The sequence below is a fragment of the Halomonas sp. ATBC28 genome, from assembly GCF_005937175.1.
Taxonomy (GTDB): Bacteria; Pseudomonadota; Gammaproteobacteria; order Pseudomonadales; family Halomonadaceae; genus Vreelandella; species Vreelandella titanicae.
The window spans coordinates 19,863-36,056 of record NZ_VCQL01000023.1; the positions used below are offsets into that span (position 1 = coordinate 19,863).

Here is a 16,194-nt window from a genome sequence, read left to right on the forward strand (position 1 = left end):
ACCCCATTCAGGTAACAATTGCCGGTTACGCCACTTCGCGTATGCAGGGATGCAGCATCAATAATGGTCGGCTGCCTATGTCGCAGCGGCCTCACGTAAAACATGAGAGCACGCCATGAAAACCGTCACCCTAAGCACGCTGCAGGCCTATAAGCAGGCTGGCGAGACATTCAGTTGCCTAACCGCTTACGACGCCTCCTTTGCCCATGCGGCAAGCCAAGCAGGCATTGATGTCCTGCTCGTCGGTGATTCGCTGGGCATGGTGCTACAGGGCCATAACAGCACTCTGCCCGTCACTATTGAAGACATCGTTTACCACACCCGCTGCGCTGCGCGTGGTAAAGGCCATAGCCTGTTGATGGTGGATCTACCTTTTATGAGCAACGCTACCACCGAGCGCCTGCTGGAAGATGCCGGTGCCGTGATGCGCGCGGGGGCGGAGCTGGTCAAACTGGAAGGCGAAGCGTGGATGGCCGATGGCATTCGTGAACTCACCCGCCGCGGCGTACCGGTATGTGCCCACCTGGGCTTAACCCCACAAACCGTGCATCAGCTAGGTGGCTATAAAGTGCAGGGGCGCGACGCTGCTCACGCTGAGCGCATCATTAATGACGCAAAAGTGCTTGTCGAGGCGGGCGCCTCGGTGATTCTGCTTGAGTGCGTCCCTGCCAGCCTGGGCAAAGCGGTCACCGAAGCGCTGGATGTACCGGTGATTGGCATTGGCGCAGGGCCGGATACCGATGGTCAGATTCTGGTAATGCACGATGTGCTCGGCATCACCCATGGCCGCACACCGCGCTTTGTAAAAAACTTCATGGCTGAGGCTGATAGCATTCAAGCAGCTTTCCAGGACTACCACGAAGCCGTCAAAACCCGCGCCTTCCCGGCTCAAGAGCATTGTTTTTAAGAACCGTTTTTAACAACTGTTTTTAAAACAGCTCGACTATCGACCATTTTTTGTTATTGACGCGAAACGACTATGCGCACTTTGCGAGACATTGATCAGCTACGCAGCACGCTGCGAGATTACCGCCAACGCGGCCAGCGTATTGCCCTGGTACCCACCATGGGCAACCTACATGCCGGGCACCTAGCGCTGGTCGCCTGCGCGCGCCAGCACGCCGATATCGTGGTCACAAGCCTGTTTGTCAATCCGATGCAGTTTGGCCCAGGCGAAGATTTAGACGGTTACCCGCGTACCTTTGATGCCGATCAAGCGCAGCTTATCGAGGCCGGCTGCAACGTGCTGTTCGCCCCGACGGTGAGCTCGCTCTACCCCAACGGCTTGGACGCCCAGACCCGCGTGCATGTGCCCGTGGTGGGTGAGGGTCTGTGTGGCGGCTCACGACCCGGCCATTTTGACGGTGTCTCCACCGTGGTTAGCATGCTGTTTAATTTGGTGCAGCCCGACGTCGCCTGCTTTGGGGAGAAGGATTACCAACAGCTGGCGGTGATTCGTAAGCTGGTGTACGACCTGCACATGCCGATCGAGATTATCGGCGTGCCCATCGTGCGCGCAGAAGATGGCCTGGCACTGTCATCACGCAATGGCTATTTAAGTAGCGAGGAGCGTGCAATCGCCCCTGCGCTTTACCGCACGCTGTGTACGCTTCGCGATGCGCTAGAGCGCGGAGAACCTATCGAAAAGGTACTACACCAGGGCAACACCGCGCTGTATGATGCGGGCTTTACGCTAGACTATTTGGAACTGCGCGATGTCACGCTAGGCCCCATTAACCTAGCGACCCGCCATGCGGTACTGCTGGCCGCCGCCAAGCTGGGCCCGGCGCGATTAATCGATAACCTCACTGTTCAACTCCCGGCCAGCGCTGCCACTACTGGCAGAGAATAAACAAACAACGGGTAAAAATAGGAACTCACATGCATACCATCATGCTCAAAGCCAAGCTGCACATGGCACGCGTCACTCACGCGGTACTCAACTACGAAGGCTCTTGCGCCATCGATGGCGACCTGCTGGATATGGCGGGTATTCGTGAAAATGAGCAGATCCAGATTTACAACGTCGAGAATGGCGAACGCTTCACCACTTACGCTATTCGCGGTGAGGAAGGCTCCAAGCTCATTTCGATCAACGGCGCTGCGGCCCACCTCGCCGCCCCTGGCCACCGGATCATTATCTGCAGCTATGCCCACTACTCCGAAGCCGAACTGGAAAACCACCAGCCTGCTTTGGTGTATCTCCAGGAAGGCAACCACGTCAGCCACACCAGCAATATTATCCCGGTACAGTTGGCCTGATCACAACTGGCCTAATCTTAGCGCCTCTAATGCTTTCTTCTGACGGGCCACATGTTGGCCCGTTTTTATTTGCCCATAAAGGTTTATTGCCGCAACGCACCACCTTCCCCTATGCTGAAGAGACGGCTGACAGAGTACGAATAAAAGAGTACGGCTGACAGAGCACGCCTATCGGGCATCTGGTATCAGACTGTCTGTTAATTACTCCAGGAGTCATCTTATGCAAGAAGTAGTCATTGTTGCGGCACGCCGCACCGCTGTGGGCGCTTTCGGCGGCTCCCTCGCAGGTATTCCAGCGAGCGACCTAGGCGCTTTGGTGATCAAGGATATCCTTGCCTCAACCGGCGTTTCTCCCGATCAGGTTGACGAAGTACTGCTGGGCCAGGTGCTCACCGCGGGCGTTGGTCAAAACCCGGCGCGCCAAGCGGCTATTAAAGGCGGCCTACCGGACTCGGTACCGGCCATGACCATCAACAAAGTGTGTGGCTCAGGCCTTAAGGCACTGCATCTCGCTACGCAGGCCATTCGCTGCGGCGATGCCGAACTGATTCTGGCCGGCGGTCAGGAGAATATGTCTGCCTCGCCCCACGTACTGCCCAACTCCCGCAACGGTCAGCGCATGGGCGATTGGAAGGCAATTGATTCCATGGTACACGACGGCCTGTGGGATGCGTTCAACAACTACCATATGGGTATTACCGCCGAGAATTTAGCCGAGAAGTACGGTATCACCCGCGAAGCGATGGATGAGTTCGCCGCAGCGTCACAGCAGAAAGCCGCTGCCGCCATCAAAGAAGGTAAGTTCAAAGGCCAGATCGTGCCGGTGGAAATTCCCCAGCGCAAAGGCGACCCGGTGGTGTTTGATACCGACGAGAACCCACGGGAAGTTACCGCGGAGAAGCTTGGCGGCATGCGCCCTGCGTTTAAGAAAGACGGCACCGTTACCGCCGGTAACGCCTCGGCGCTCAACGACGGCGCGGCGGTGGTTATGCTCTGCTCCGCCGAAAAAGCTAAGCAGTTGGGGCTAGAGCCACTGGCACGCATAGCGGCTTACTCCAACGCAGGCGTTGACCCTGCCATTATGGGTATCGGCCCCGCACCGGCCACTCGCCGCTGCCTGGAAAAAGCCGGCTGGAGCCTGGATGATCTGGACTTGGTCGAAGCCAACGAAGCGTTTGCCGCCCAGGCGCTATCCGTCAACAAAGAGCTCGGCTGGGATACGTCTAAAGTGAACGTCAACGGCGGCGCGATCGCTCTAGGCCACCCCATTGGTGCCTCCGGCTGCCGCGTACTGGTCACGCTGCTCCACGAAATGATCGCCCGCGACGCCAAGAAAGGCCTCGCGACGCTGTGCATCGGCGGCGGTCAGGGCGTAGCCTTGGCTATCGAGCGGCCTTAAAAACCTACCCTTCGCTCGCTTAGCTAAGAGCTAATATAAGCCCTCGTCAATTGACGAGGGCTTTTTCCGTTCGGGATACACAAATTTCTTTATCTTGTTCTACTAACATCATCATTACCGGGCTAAATGGCACTAGTCGTCATTGGTCTCTGACGCGACAAGAGAAAATCGTTGTTGAGTCGCCCATCTCCCCTCAGTATTCACGATCAACGCAAAATTGTTGCAGTAACACTGAATCGCTCTCTGCTTCGCCATCAACAAACGCACCTCATCTTCTATTCGCTCAAGCGCCTCTGGCTCACTCTCTCTGGCGACGGTGAGGTGAGGTATGCTGCCCGTATGGAGACCACCGTAGGGTGGGTAGTCTGGGAAGGCATCGACGAATGCTTTAATCAGCGAGATAAAAGGAGCGCTAGGGCTTGGCTGAAGATACACCGTGTCCGTGAATCGGCCCACACCCGATAGCCAAAACTCAAAAGCAGTGGCTTGTTTAGCAATCGCTTTAAGCTTGCGAAGATCTTTCTCGACAATCTCGTTAGGTGATACAAAGGGATAAAGTAGTGTTATGTGCGCGGGCACGCCTATAGCCGCTGTGGCGTCATAGCGCTGACGAAGCTCGTCAACCACGGGTTCGGCTTCGCGAACAGGAACGATCAAGGCCGCTTGCGGTGCCACTCGGGTCATGTGCACATCGTCCAGTTAGGCCAGCCCGCAGGGCTGTTAGCGTGAATACCCCGCTCGCAGGCAGCAAGCGCCGCGGTGGCGCCAACGGCAAACGACGATGGGAAAACGGGATCATGGCCGGTCAACGTGATCTTGTCCAAAGCCTCCGCCGGCAAACCACCCAGTGACCAGAGCGCAGTCAGTGCATCGCGTGCTGTCATCGTATGAAAACTCATGCTAATGCCTCCAACAACGCCCACCCCTGAGGCCACTCCCCCAACTGACTTGCGGCGTTGATATGCCCGCAGGCGCCCACGTCAACAAAGTCGGCTTGCCATGTCGCAGCCTGCTGCCGGGCATAGTCCGTCGTCGCGTAGGGGTCGTCACTGCTGGCTACAACCAGCGCTGGAAATGGCAGAGGCCGAGCAGGAGCGTTGCGGAAATCGCTCGCTTCGGGTGGGAAAGCCTTTGCGCCAGGGTCAGGTACTGCCACCAGCAACGCGCCGCTTACCTGCGCCAATCGATGAGCTCTTTCATCGCTGCTATTGGCCTCCTGTACCCAGTGCGCCACCAGCAGGCACGCAAGACTGTGAGCAACGAGCAACACCGGTGCCTCAGCTTCATCAATGGCGGTATCCAATGCCTGCAGCCAATCGTTGAGATTCGGCTCATCCCAGGAGCCAGGCTGAAAACGGAGGCTATTAGGCCGCTTTAGCCCCCATAGTGACTGCCAGTGGTCGGCATCAGAATTGCCGAGACCGGGCAGAAATAGCAGCTGGGTCGCTGGCTTGTTAGTTGTCATTGCAGGTCTCCTTACGCGGTCGATAGCGCAGCTCGCCAGGAAAAGTCGTGGGCGGATTACCGGTGCGCAGCCACTCCATGGCAAGTGGCCAGAGCACGTCGCGAAAGCGCTTATGGAAAAAAGCGAAATGACCGATGCTTGGCTGGCCCACCGCAGTTGGCGCTAGCCGCAGGTGATAGCGTTCGCTACTACTGTAATACTCTAGAAGGCGATCAAGCGCGGGACGAGTGCCGAAAGGGTCATCATCGATGCCCAGCGCCAAAATCGGTGCCTGCACACGCGTGAAGCCCCGCACCAGCATCTCAGCTTCGGGCTCGCCCTCAGGTGTTTCACGTTTACGCCGCACGTTGTGCTCAAAGCGCGGCCCCATTCGCGCCCAATCCAGTGCTACGCCTTTGGGTGTATCTTCCATCCACCCCAGACGCTTGGCGGGTACGTAGCCGACCAAAAGTGCCAACAGCGGCATCGCTAGATGCCAACGCAAGAACATAGATCGCCGAGCCTCGGGTGCGTAGTCCCGCCAGTAGGCATACTGTGCGCCCATGGTGAAGATGCGACGCACGCGATGGGCGGACTGGGCAAGGCCAATCACGAAACCGCCCGCAGAGTGACCCACCACATCAATAGGTTGACCAGGAAAACGCCTGGCGACGTAGCGTAGAACGCCTTCAAAATCATGCTGCCCCCAGTCGATCCAGTCGGCCTTGAGTTTGCGCAGCGAATGGTTGCGCGAATCGCCGATTCCCCGGTAGTCGTAGGTCACTACGTCCCACCCTTGCTGATACAAATAATCAGCAAAGGGTATGTAATAGCGGCAGCGCACCGAGGTGGCGGTGTTAATGATCACCACGGGGCCAGGGTGAGACGACGAAACACAAGGTCGTCGCCATACCCACCCGCGCAGCGCATAACTATCCGCCGCGCTGATATAGACGGGCTCAGGCATCAATGTTCTGTCGCCTTGCAGCTATACCGTTCTTAGCCCCAGTGACCGTAGCATGAAAGTCCGCAATCAGTTGCTGGGTGACAGGGCCCACGGGCCATTCGGTCTTCGCCTTATCTTCCACCAATGCCACCACCGGCTGAAGCTCGACCGAGGTGCCGGCAGTCAACACTTCGGTTGCAGCACGCAGCTCCTCGAGTGTAACCGCTCGCTCCTCTACCGACAGGCCTCTCTGACGTGCCAAACCCAACACATGGCGCTTGGTGATGCCATCAAGAAAACAGGTCGGCAGTGGGGTTACCAGTACGCCATCACTGACCAAAAGCAGATTAGTGGCTGTCGTTTCAGCGACTAAGCCGTCGCTATCGAGCAGTAACGCATCATCACAGCCTACTGCCAAGGCCGCATGGCGGGCTAGCGTGCCGATCATATACAGTCCAGAACACTTAGAGGCAGTAGGCGCCGTATTAGGGGGCGGGCGTCGCCAGTTGGCCAACTGCAGCCGAATACCTACCTCTGCCCGCCCCTGGGACGCCGCCGTAGGCCACTCCCAAGCGGCAATCGCCACATGGACACGTGCTTGAGGCGCCGCGATAGACACACTATCCGCGCCACGCCAGGCGATAGGGCGGATATACGCATCGGTTAGCTGATTGGCCCATAGCACCGCGTCAATCGCTTGGCTGAGCTCGCGGTGCGACCAGGGCAGCCGATAGTCCAGTAGTGCGGCGGAACGCTCTAAACGCTCCAAATGCGCGTCACCCAGAAAAACACGCCGCCCGTAGGCACGCATGCCTTCGAATACCGCTCCCCCCATGTGTAACGCATGACTAAGCACGTGCAGGCGCGCCTCACGCCAAGGAAGCAGCTCACCATCGAGCCAGATCAACCCATCTCGGTCATCAAGAGCGTTTAGCATGGCACCCACCCAGTAGCAGATTATCGATATCGTCAGTCTGTCCTCTATATGTTTTAAAAACGAGTGAGTAAATCTCAAACTGGGCTGAATTTTGCTCAGCGATTTTTACAGCGTGGTCAGCGCGGTTTCTTGTATGATCTGTTTATCAACCTTCGAGGGTGGGGGTAGCGATTATGCGGATTCCTGTGCCATTAAATGCTCTACGCGCTTTTGAGGCGACGGCGCGGCATCTTTCAATCAAGGAAGCGGCCATGGAGCTTTCGGTCACTCCTTCGGCCGTCAGTCACCAACTGCGCATACTGGAGGAGTTGTTTGGCGTCGTGCTTCTGCGCCGAACAGGAACGCGTCTTGAGCTTACCGACGCGGGACACAAGCTAACACCTTACCTGCAACAAGGCTTTACGCAGATTGCCAAGGGGGTTGACTCACTTCGCCAAAAACGCCGTGACGGGCCGCTACGTCTCAACATGTTGCCTACTTTTGCAACCAACTGGCTGTCGCCACGGTTAAGCCTGTATCCCTTCGAGCGGCGTGGATTCTCGCTTGAGATATCCACTACGCAGGATGAGGTAGACCTTGCCGCGGGGGTGGCCGATGTGGGCATCTGGTACGGCAACGGGAATTGGCCGGAATTACAGGCCGATCTCCTCTTTGAAGCAACCATCGACCTTTATGCCCGTCCAGGCTTTGCTACCGGCTCCCATCGCGATCGCCTTGACCGTGTCAGCCAGGCCAATCTGTTTGTCTCCCGCCACTGCCTGACATGGCAACGCTGGATGGAGAGCCTTCCCGACGGCCCCTTCAAACCCGCTGTGGTCACGCAGGTGGATTCCGGAGGATTAACCCTGCAGGCCGCCGCCGATGGGGTGGGTGTATCGATAGCGGTCTGCGAGCTGGCCGATAGCGCCGTGCGATTGGGCCGGCTAACGTCGGTATTCGAACATCCAGTCAACGCAGACGTTGGTTTCTGGTTAGTCTACCCAGATGCACTGCGCGAGGATCGCCGTTTGGATAATTTGCGTAGTTGGCTGCGCGAGCAGCCAACATAGCCAGATACTTGCGCATTATTTATCGCTTACTTAACGACGCTTCTCCCCCACGATGCGTGACGGTGTTCGCCAGACCAACAGCGCCCCCAACAGGAATAATCCGGATGCGGCCCACATGGCAATGGGAAGGCTAGTGCCATCGACGATACGCCCGCCTAGCATGGCACCCAGGCCAATGGACATATTGAAGGTAAACGCCATCAACGCCGTGGCGGCTTCGGTATTGGGTGCAGTGCGTATAATCCAGGTTTGAATGCTGACTGATACGCTGCCAAACACCGCGCCCCACATCATGAGCAACATGACACCGCTGCTCGGCTGAACACCCAGCAGAGGGAAAACAGCCACCACAATGAGCAGCAGGCTGGGAATCGCCAACACCGCGCGGTAAGGGTGGCGCCCGGCAAACATGCCTGCCGCAATATTGCCCACAATGCCTGCCGCCCCGTAAAGCAGCAGCAGACTGCTCACATGGCGCTGGGAAATACCGCTGATCTCTTGCAGGATGGGGCTAATAAAGGTGTAGGCGGCAAAGTGGCCAACCACTACAAAGGCGGTGGTTAACACCGCGACTCGCACACCGCGATTGCTAAACTGCTGCGCCAATACCCGCAAACGCACAGGTTCTCGCGGTGGTAGCGGCGGTAGCCAAAACCACAGCGCAGCTGCCGTTAACAGGCTTAGCCCTCCCAGCGCCCCAAAGGCGACCCGCCAGTTGCTTAGATCCCCCAGCAGCGTGCCCAGTGGCACACCCAGCACCGAGGCCGCCGCGACACCACCAAAAATCATCGTCATCGCTTTTGGCACCTGAGCCTCTGGCACTAGGCGTGGGGCAATGCTGCCCGCCACCGCCCAAAAGCCACCAATACTAAGCCCCACAAGCACGCGGGCGGCAAGCAACAGGATAAAGCTGCTGGCCAATGCCGATAGCACACTCCCGGCCACCATTACGGCCATCAATGCCGTGAGCATAATGCGCCTGTCCAAGCGCCCCACCGCTACCGGCAGCAGCGGGGCTGAAAAGGCAGCGACCACGCCGGGCACGGTGACCATTAAGCCCGCCATGCCGGGGGTAACGCCCATGCTAGATGCCACCTGGGAAAGCAACCCAATCGGCAGCTGCTCTGCGGTCACCAGTAAAAAAATGCCGATCATCACGGCCACCACCGCCCACCAACGCGGCGCTTGTTGCTGCTCCATCTGCTGCTCCCTGACTGTCTAAATCCCGGCGAACAAAGCGATACCTAACCACAAAACACTATCTAGCAAAAAAGTACTTAGCAAAAACAGTACCTAGCAAAAACAGTACCTAGCAAAAACAAAGCCCCCGTAGCCAGAGGCTACGAGGGCGGTCTCAGAAACCTAGCTAGCGATTTAAATCGCCGCTTCGGTTTCCGCTGCTTCCGCGGTAAAAGCGGCTTTCTCTTCTTCGCTGATCTCTTTCATCGACAGCTTCACGCGGTTGCGGTTGTCGATATCCAGCACCTTAACGACCACGTCATCGCCTTCGTTCAAGAAGTCGCGCACGTTGTTAACCCGCTCGGCAACGATTTGCGAGATGTGAACCAGGCCATCGGTGCCGGGCATGATGTTAACGAACGCACCGAAGTCAGCAATACGCACGACCTTGCCGTGATACAGCTTGCCGATTTCCGCTTCAGCGGTAATCGCCAGTACGGTGTCGATGGCGCGCTTGGCGGCGGCTTTATCTTCCGCGTAAATACGCACGGTGCCATCGTCGTCGAGATCAATAGAGGCGCCGGTGTCTTCGCAGATTTTGCGAATGGTTGCGCCACCTTTACCGATAACGTCACGGATCTTGTCCGGATCGATTTTGATCGTTGCCATGGACGGCGCGTTGTCGGAGACATCGCTACGGCTCTGGCTGATCACGACATTCATTTGCTCGAGAATACTCAGTCGCGCGGTCAGTGCTTGCTGCAGCGCGAGCTCCATAATCTCTTCGTTGATGCCTTCGATCTTGATGTCCATCTGCAGGGCGGTGACGCCCTCTTCGGAACCGGCAACTTTAAAGTCCATATCGCCAAGGTGATCTTCGTCACCCAGAATATCGGTCAATACCGCAAAACCGTCCGGGTCTTTTACCAAGCCCATGGCAATACCGGCGACCGGTGCTTTTAACGGCACGCCTGCGTCCATCAGGGCCAGCGAAGAGCCACATACAGAGGCCATGGAGCTGGAGCCGTTAGACTCGGTAATTTCAGACACCACACGAATGGTGTAGGGGAAGACGTCTTCTGACGGCAGCATTGCCTGCACACCACGACGCGCTAAGCGGCCATGGCCGATTTCGCGACGCTTCGGGCCACCCATAAAGCCAGCTTCACCCACCGAGTAGGGAGGGAAGTTGTAGTGCAGCATAAAGCGGTCTTTACGCTCACCTTCCAGTGATTCGATTAGCTGTGAATCACGCAGCGTGCCCAACGTTGCCACGGCAATCGCCTGGGTCTCACCACGCGTAAAGATCGCAGAACCGTGAGCTTTCGGCAGCACACCGACTTCGATAGCCAGCGGACGAACGGTTTGATTGTCACGACCGTCAATACGCGGCTCACCTTTTACCACCCGTGAACGCACAACGCGTTTTTCCAGGCTAGCAAAGGCACCTTTGACGTCATCTTTACTGAACTTGTCGTTAACCGGTTCGCCTTCATCGGCTGCCAGTTGTTCAATCGCCTGGTCTTTCAACTCAGCCAATGCATCCTGGCGCTGCATTTTGTCGGTGATGCGGTAAGCATCGCCCACTTTAGCTTCAAACGCATCGGCCATGGCGGCTTTGAGCGCCTGGTTCTCTTCGGCGGCCTGCCACTCCCAGCGCGGCTTGCCCGCTTCAGCAACCAGTTCGTTAATGGCACTGATCGCGACCTGCATTTCCTGGTGACCGAACAGAACGGCTCCCAGCATTTCGTCTTCGAGCAGCTCTTTGGCTTCAGACTCAACCATCAGCACGGCTTTTTCAGTACCGGCGACGACCATGTCGAGCTCAGAGGTGGCCAGTTCTTCAACCGTTGGGTTGAGGAAGTAGCCTTTCTCTTCGTTAAAACCAACGCGGGCTGCGCCAATCGGGCCACTAAACGGCACGCCAGAGATGCTCAGCGCTGCGGAAGTACCCAGCAGTGCGGCAATATCCGGATCGTGGTTACGGTCGGTGGAGAGAACGGTACAGACGACCTGCACTTCGTTCATAAAGCCTTTAGGGAACAGCGGACGGATTGGGCGATCAATCAGACGCGAGGTCAGCGTCTCTTTTTCAGTGGGACGACCTTCGCGCTTGAAGAAGCCGCCAGGAATCTTGCCCACTGCGTAGGTTTTCTCTTGGTAGTGTACCGAGAGAGGGAAAAAGGGTTGGCTCGGGTTTGCCTCTTTGCGAGCGACAACGGTACACAGCACGACGGTGTCATCCATGGTAACCATGACAGCGCCGGTAGCTTGGCGAGCAATACGCCCGGTTTCGAGCGTGACGGTGCTACGACCGTACTGGAACGTTTTCTTTACCGGATTCACAGCGACTTCCTTCAGCATTATCAATATCTACTTGTCTATTCGTTTAGGTCGTTTTGACTCGTTACCATTCTAGGCGCTGGAGCGCGATAGGGCTACCAGTTCCCTACTTGCCGTAAACACGAAACATAAAAAAACGGGCAGCTCACAAGGAGCTGCCCGTTTCTAATCGTTGCCGTTAACGCTTAACGACGCAGACCCAGACGCTGAATCAGGGACTGATAGCGTTCGAAATCTTTACGCTTTAGGTAGTCCAGCAACTTACGACGCTGGTTAACCATGCGGATCAGACCACGACGAGAGTGGTGATCCTGTTTGTTGGTCTTGAAGTGATCCTGCAGGCCATTGATGTTGGCGCTCAGCAGTGCAACCTGCACTTCAGGGGAACCGGTATCGTTATCGCCGCGGCCGTATTCAGTGACGATCTCGGCCTTCTTCTCAGCGGTTAAAGCCATCTGTCTCTCCAGTAAGCAATATGCCTAAAAATGAATGGGTGAGACCACGCATATTTGCAGTCTCAAGCTACTATTTTCTACGTACACGTTTCGACGTGCACGTCGGATCTTGCAATTTTCACGTAGACGGTCGCCTCCTTGCAACGCTGTTTACGAGATAGCGACAGTACTTAACAGTCGCTTAGGTGCCACTTCCTGAGCACCTTTCACTACGCCAAGGCCGATAAACGTCTCGGCGTAATAAAGTCGGGCTACTTCGTCCGCGGCTAATGCGCCGGTTTCGAGAGCAGCGGGCTGACCATGGGCCAAACGAGAATGGGCGGTGTCGTCTACCGTCAGTAACGGTAAATGATCCACCAACACATCCACGGGCATGAGCTCAGCTTCCAGTGCCGCTTGGTCGGCCAATGCTTCCAAGGCCTCTAGCGTCCACATCGCGTCGGCTAAAAAGGGCCCCGTTTTGAGCCTCCTTAGTTGACTGATGTGCGCACCACAGCCAAGCGCTTGGCCAATATCTTCGGCTAACGTGCGGATGTAAGTGCCTTTACTGCAGCTTACTTCCAGCTCAAAAGCAGTGCCTTCAAACGATAGCAGGCGCGCATCATACACGCTTACGCGCCGGGCTGCACGCTCTACCTGCTTGCCTTCCCGGGCCAGCTCGTAAAGTTTTTTGCCCTGATGCTTGAGAGCCGAATACATCGGCGGCACTTGGTCAATCTCACCGCGAAAACGGGTGAGCACAGCTTCCACGTCATCGACGCTTAGGCTGGGAACCTCATGCTGCTCAATAATCGTGCCTTCCGCATCGCCGGTATCGGTGATCACCCCTAGCTCTACCCGGGTGCGATACACCTTGTCGGCTTCCAGCAAGTGCGATGAAAACTTGGTCGCTTCGCCTAGGCAAATCGGCAATAAGCCGGTTGCCATCGGGTCTAGCGTACCGGTGTGCCCGGCTTTTTGAGCCTGGAACAGCCGACGTACACGCTGCAGCGCATGGTTGCTGGAAACGCCCTTGGGCTTATCCAGCAGCAGTACGCCATTAACGGGCAAACCTCGACGTTGACGCGCCACTAGCGAGTTTCCTCACTTTGCTGGGCGTCGCCGTCTGGGTCACTGTCTTGGCCAGCGTCTTGATAATCGTCATCATCGTTTTGATAGCGTGCACGATCCATCGTCACCGCTTCATCAATCAATGAAGAAAGCTGCTGACCGCGCACCACGCTCTCATCGAAATGAAAACGCAGCTCCGGTACGTGACGTAGCTTGATGCGCTTGGCAATCTGGCTTCTTAGAAAACCAGCAGCACGCTTAAGCACCTGCAGATTCTCTTTAATACGCTCGGGCTCTTGCTCACCCAACAGAGTGACGTAGACGTCGGAGTAGCCAAGGTCACGGCTAACGGTGACACCGCTAACCGTGACCATGCCCAAACGCGGGTCTTTCACTTCTCGTTGGATCAGCACCGCCAGCTCCTTTTGGAGCTGGTCGGCTACCCGGTCGGTACGCTTAAATTCGCGCATGTTTAGCTCCTCGCAACCTTACAGGCTACGCTCGACCTTCACTTGGTCGAAGACTTCGATCTTATCGCCGACTTGGACATCGTTGTAGTTCTTCACGCCGATGCCACACTCCATGCCGTTGCGCACTTCCTGCACATCGTCTTTGAAGCGGCGCAGCGATTCGAGCTCGCCTTCGTAGATCACCACGTCATCACGCAACACGCGGATCTTCTTATTACGATGCACGCTGCCTTCAACCACCATACAGCCGGCGATGGCACCAATCTTCGGCGCACGGAAGACATCACGCACTTCGGCAATACCGACGATTTCTTCTTTCCACTCAGGTGCGAGCATACCGCTCATCGCCTGTTTGACCTCGTCGATCAGCTGGTAAATAACGCTGTAGTAACGCAGATCCAGGCCTTCGCGCTCAACGATCTCGCGGGCAGCGGCGTCAGCACGGACGTTAAAGCCGACTACGATGGCTTCCGACGCAAGCGCCAGGTTGGCATCGGTACCGGTGATACCACCGACACCCGAAGAGACCACGGCGACTTCAACTTCACCGGTGGAGAGCTCTTCCAGGGCGCCTTTGATCGCTTCCAGAGAACCTTGAACGTCGGCTTTGAGGACGATGTTGACCTTGGCCACTTCGTCTTGGCCCATCTGGCTGAACATGTTCTCCAGCTTGGCCTTCTGCTGACGCGCCAGGCGCACTTCGCGGTATTTGCCTTGACGGAAGTTAGCCACTTCGCGGGCTTTCTTCTCGTCTGCAACGACCATAAAGTCATCACCGGCATCCGGCGTACCGCCCAAGCCTTGAATCTCTACCGGCATGGCCGGGCCAACCGCATCGACTTGCTGGGCAAGTTCGTTGGTCAGCGCACGTACACGACCGTAGTGCAGGCCAGCCAGGACGATATCGCCCTTTTTCAGCGTACCGTTCTGAACCAGTACGGTAGCGACTGGACCACGACCTTTATCAAGGCGCGATTCAACCACCACGCCTTTACCCGGCGCAGAAGGAACGGCTTTAAGCTCAAGCACTTCAGAGACCAGTTGGATGGCTTCCAACAGTTCTTCAATACCTTCACCGGTCTTGGCGGAAACGTGAACAAACTGAGTATCACCGCCCCACTCTTCGGAGATCACGCCGTGCTGCGAAAGCTCATTCTTGATGCGATCAAGATCGATACCATCTTTATCGATCTTGTTGACCGCTACCACCATGGGCACTTCAGCGGCTTTGGAGTGTTCAATCGCCTCAATCGTCTGAGGCATCACGCCATCGTCGGCAGCCACAACCAGAATAACCACATCTGTCGCCTTGGCACCACGGGCACGCATGGCGGTAAACGCCGCGTGGCCTGGGGTATCCAGGAAGGTCACGCCACCGTGGTTATCTTCCACGTGGTAGGCACCGATATGCTGGGTAATACCACCGGCTTCACCGGTCGCCACTTTCGCTTTACGGATGTAATCCAGCAGCGAGGTTTTACCGTGGTCAACGTGGCCCATCACCGTAACAACGGGTGAACGCGTGATCTCTTCGCCTTCATAGGAGATGCCTTCGAGCATTTCCGTTTCCAGCGCGTCATCTTTAACCAGCTTCGGTGTATGGCCCATCTCTTCCACCACGATCGCAGCCGTATCCTGATCGATGGTTTGGTTGATGGTAACCGCCGCGCCCATGTTAAACATGGCCTTGATCACTTCATTGGCCTTGATCGACATCTTATCGGCCAATTCTGCCACGCTGATCGATTCAGGGATCGATACTTCACGCACGATCGGCTGAGTCGGCTTCTGGAAAGCGTGCTTGCCATTGCCGGTCTGGTTGCCACCACGGCGACCACCGCGACGCTGTTCGGCACGTTTTACCTTCTTACCGCCGCCGCGCTTGCGCTCTTCGCGATCACCACGATCTTCATCGTCACGGCGACCTTTGTTCTTCGCCGCCGTCTTCTTGGGCGGAGCGGTACGACGGTCAGTGCGGCCCTCTTTCGGCGGCGCTGGCGGCATATCGTCACCGGACGGCGTATCGTCGATTTCAAGATTCGGCACAGGAATGTCTGGCGTAGCCGGTGCTTTGGCTGCCGCAGGCGCTTTCGGCTTGGCTTTAGACTCTTTATTGCTACGCGCCGTGTTACTTTGCGCCGTCGCTTCAGCTTCTTTATTGCTACGCGCGGTGGCTTCCGCTACCTGTGCAGCGCGGGCTTTCTTAGCAGCGGCTTTTTCTTCGGCTTCACGCGCATCAGACACTTTGCGCTCAGCTTCGGCTTCCGCCATATCGCCCACTAGCTGGCGCGGGCCAGTATAGCTAGGCTCCGGCGCTTTCGGCTTCTCATCTTCAGCGCTTTTGACGTAGGTCTTTTTCTTACGTACCTGCACTTCAATGGTTTTGCCGCGCTCGCCGGTATTGATACGGCTACGGGTTTTGCGCGTCAGCGTGATGCGGTTTTTGCCCGCTTCAGGGGTGTCGCTACCGCCGTGGCTCTTCTTCAAGAAACTCAGTAGCTTCTGCTTATCTTCTTCAGACACAGCATCGCTTTCAGAAGCGTGCTTCAAACCCGCTTCTTTCATTTGCTCTAGTAGGCGAGGCACATCACGGCCCACCTTTCCTGCGAAATCTTTAACTGTCATATCTGACATATTGACCCTCCTCAGCCCGTGACCTG

The 16,194-nt window shown here is 56.7% G+C and carries 16 protein-coding genes; 5 read left to right on the forward strand and 11 right to left on the reverse strand.

Annotation, left to right across the window (positions count from 1 at the left end; genetic code table 11):
* Nucleotides 1-115: 115 nt before the first annotated feature.
* The 4 genes from panB to E0L35_RS21230 all read left to right on the forward strand — a co-directional run bounded on the left by panB (nt 116) and on the right by E0L35_RS21230 (nt 3,661).
* Complete coding sequence (gene panB / locus E0L35_RS21215; RefSeq protein WP_138801360.1) at nt 116-907, forward strand: 3-methyl-2-oxobutanoate hydroxymethyltransferase; 792 nt, start codon at nt 116-118, stop codon at nt 905-907.
* Nucleotides 908-979: 72 nt separating this feature from the next.
* Nucleotides 980-1,852, forward strand: coding sequence for a pantoate--beta-alanine ligase (panC, locus tag E0L35_RS21220; RefSeq protein WP_138801361.1), 873 nt, complete (start codon nt 980-982; stop codon nt 1,850-1,852).
* A 29-nt stretch (nt 1,853-1,881) separates the two neighbouring features.
* Nucleotides 1,882-2,262 carry an aspartate 1-decarboxylase gene (panD, locus tag E0L35_RS21225; RefSeq protein ID WP_007111819.1) on the forward strand — a complete coding sequence of 127 codons (381 nt, stop codon included), beginning with the start codon at nt 1,882-1,884 and terminating at the stop codon, nt 2,260-2,262.
* Nucleotides 2,263-2,482: 220 nt separating this feature from the next.
* Complete coding sequence (locus E0L35_RS21230) at nt 2,483-3,661, forward strand: acetyl-CoA C-acetyltransferase (RefSeq protein ID WP_022520696.1); 1,179 nt, start codon at nt 2,483-2,485, stop codon at nt 3,659-3,661.
* Between the two features lie 132 nt (nt 3,662-3,793).
* Here E0L35_RS21230 and E0L35_RS21235 read toward each other — a convergent pair whose 3' ends face one another.
* From E0L35_RS21235 to E0L35_RS21255, 5 genes are read right to left on the reverse strand one after another with little or no spacing between them, the layout of a single operon-like run.
* Entirely contained in the window at nt 3,794-4,345 is a 552-nt protein-coding gene (locus E0L35_RS21235) for a 2'-5' RNA ligase family protein (protein WP_138801362.1), read from the reverse strand.
* Nucleotides 4,342-4,560, reverse strand: a complete 219-nt coding sequence (locus E0L35_RS21240; RefSeq protein WP_039860014.1) for a hypothetical protein — start codon at nt 4,558-4,560, stop codon at nt 4,342-4,344. Before E0L35_RS21240 ends, E0L35_RS21235 begins: the two co-directional genes overlap by 4 nt.
* Nucleotides 4,557-5,126, reverse strand: a complete 570-nt coding sequence (locus tag E0L35_RS21245; protein WP_027958253.1) for an alpha/beta hydrolase — start codon at nt 5,124-5,126, stop codon at nt 4,557-4,559. Before E0L35_RS21245 ends, E0L35_RS21240 begins: the two co-directional genes overlap by 4 nt.
* Nucleotides 5,116-6,072: an alpha/beta fold hydrolase gene (locus E0L35_RS21250; RefSeq protein ID WP_138801363.1), complete on the reverse strand. Its 957-nt coding sequence runs from the start codon at nt 6,070-6,072 to the stop codon at nt 5,116-5,118. Before E0L35_RS21250 ends, E0L35_RS21245 begins: the two co-directional genes overlap by 11 nt.
* The gene (locus E0L35_RS21255; RefSeq protein WP_138801364.1) at nt 6,065-6,988 is read right to left on the reverse strand and encodes an aminotransferase class IV; all 924 of its coding nucleotides are present in this window, start codon (nt 6,986-6,988) and stop codon (nt 6,065-6,067) included. The genes E0L35_RS21250 and E0L35_RS21255 overlap by 8 nt, the downstream gene beginning before the upstream one ends.
* Nucleotides 6,989-7,161: 173 nt before the next feature.
* Here E0L35_RS21255 and E0L35_RS21260 point away from each other — a divergent pair, with 173 nt between their 5' ends.
* Nucleotides 7,162-8,037, forward strand: coding sequence for a LysR substrate-binding domain-containing protein (locus tag E0L35_RS21260; protein ID WP_138801365.1), 876 nt, complete (start codon nt 7,162-7,164; stop codon nt 8,035-8,037).
* Nucleotides 8,038-8,067: 30 nt separating this feature from the next.
* Here the strand turns inward: E0L35_RS21260 and E0L35_RS21265 are convergent, their stop codons facing one another.
* The 6 genes from E0L35_RS21265 to infB all read right to left on the reverse strand — a co-directional run bounded on the left by E0L35_RS21265 (nt 8,068) and on the right by infB (nt 16,168).
* A complete protein-coding gene (locus E0L35_RS21265) occupies nt 8,068-9,237 on the reverse strand; it encodes an MFS transporter (protein ID WP_138801366.1) in 1,170 nt (389 codons plus the stop codon).
* Nucleotides 9,238-9,411: 174 nt separating this feature from the next.
* Nucleotides 9,412-11,580 (reverse strand): polyribonucleotide nucleotidyltransferase, encoded by a 2,169-nt coding sequence (gene pnp, locus E0L35_RS21270; RefSeq protein WP_022520704.1) that lies wholly within the window; start codon nt 11,578-11,580, stop codon nt 9,412-9,414.
* A 164-nt stretch (nt 11,581-11,744) separates the two neighbouring features.
* Entirely contained in the window at nt 11,745-12,014 is a 270-nt protein-coding gene (rpsO, locus tag E0L35_RS21275; RefSeq protein WP_007111823.1) for a 30S ribosomal protein S15, read from the reverse strand.
* A 150-nt stretch (nt 12,015-12,164) separates the two neighbouring features.
* Nucleotides 12,165-13,085 carry a tRNA pseudouridine(55) synthase TruB gene (truB, locus tag E0L35_RS21280; protein WP_009287928.1) on the reverse strand — a complete coding sequence of 307 codons (921 nt, stop codon included), beginning with the start codon at nt 13,083-13,085 and terminating at the stop codon, nt 12,165-12,167.
* Nucleotides 13,085-13,534 carry a 30S ribosome-binding factor RbfA gene (gene rbfA, locus E0L35_RS21285; protein ID WP_138801367.1) on the reverse strand — a complete coding sequence of 150 codons (450 nt, stop codon included), beginning with the start codon at nt 13,532-13,534 and terminating at the stop codon, nt 13,085-13,087. Before rbfA ends, truB begins: the two co-directional genes overlap by 1 nt.
* 18 nt (nt 13,535-13,552) lie before the next feature.
* Nucleotides 13,553-16,168 (reverse strand): translation initiation factor IF-2, encoded by a 2,616-nt coding sequence (gene infB, locus E0L35_RS21290; RefSeq protein WP_138801368.1) that lies wholly within the window; start codon nt 16,166-16,168, stop codon nt 13,553-13,555.
* Nucleotides 16,169-16,194 lie beyond the last annotated feature (26 nt).

Excerpts from the sequence above, each read along its gene's own strand:
- E0L35_RS21260 (WP_138801365.1), top strand. The coding sequence starts at position 7,162 with ATGCGGATTCCTGTGCCATTAAATGCTCTACGCGCTTTTGAGGCGACG.
- panB (WP_138801360.1), top strand. The coding sequence starts at position 116 with ATGAAAACCGTCACCCTAAGCACGCTGCAGGCCTATAAGCAGGCTGGC.
- E0L35_RS21250 (WP_138801363.1), bottom strand. The coding sequence starts at position 6,072 with ATGCCTGAGCCCGTCTATATCAGCGCGGCGGATAGTTATGCGCTGCGC.
- E0L35_RS21235 (WP_138801362.1), bottom strand. The coding sequence starts at position 4,345 with ATGACCCGAGTGGCACCGCAAGCGGCCTTGATCGTTCCTGTTCGCGAA.
- E0L35_RS21265 (WP_138801366.1), bottom strand. The coding sequence starts at position 9,237 with ATGGAGCAGCAACAAGCGCCGCGTTGGTGGGCGGTGGTGGCCGTGATG.
- pnp (WP_022520704.1), bottom strand. The coding sequence starts at position 11,580 with ATGCTGAAGGAAGTCGCTGTGAATCCGGTAAAGAAAACGTTCCAGTAC.
- E0L35_RS21255 (WP_138801364.1), bottom strand. The coding sequence starts at position 6,988 with ATGCTAAACGCTCTTGATGACCGAGATGGGTTGATCTGGCTCGATGGT.
- panD (WP_007111819.1), top strand. The coding sequence starts at position 1,882 with ATGCATACCATCATGCTCAAAGCCAAGCTGCACATGGCACGCGTCACT.
- rpsO (WP_007111823.1), bottom strand. The coding sequence starts at position 12,014 with ATGGCTTTAACCGCTGAGAAGAAGGCCGAGATCGTCACTGAATACGGC.
- E0L35_RS21230 (WP_022520696.1), top strand. The coding sequence starts at position 2,483 with ATGCAAGAAGTAGTCATTGTTGCGGCACGCCGCACCGCTGTGGGCGCT.
- rbfA (WP_138801367.1), bottom strand. The coding sequence starts at position 13,534 with ATGCGCGAATTTAAGCGTACCGACCGGGTAGCCGACCAGCTCCAAAAG.
- E0L35_RS21245 (WP_027958253.1), bottom strand. The coding sequence starts at position 5,126 with ATGACAACTAACAAGCCAGCGACCCAGCTGCTATTTCTGCCCGGTCTC.
- panC (WP_138801361.1), top strand. The coding sequence starts at position 980 with ATGCGCACTTTGCGAGACATTGATCAGCTACGCAGCACGCTGCGAGAT.
- infB (WP_138801368.1), bottom strand. The coding sequence starts at position 16,168 with ATGTCAGATATGACAGTTAAAGATTTCGCAGGAAAGGTGGGCCGTGAT.
- E0L35_RS21240 (WP_039860014.1), bottom strand. The coding sequence starts at position 4,560 with ATGAGTTTTCATACGATGACAGCACGCGATGCACTGACTGCGCTCTGG.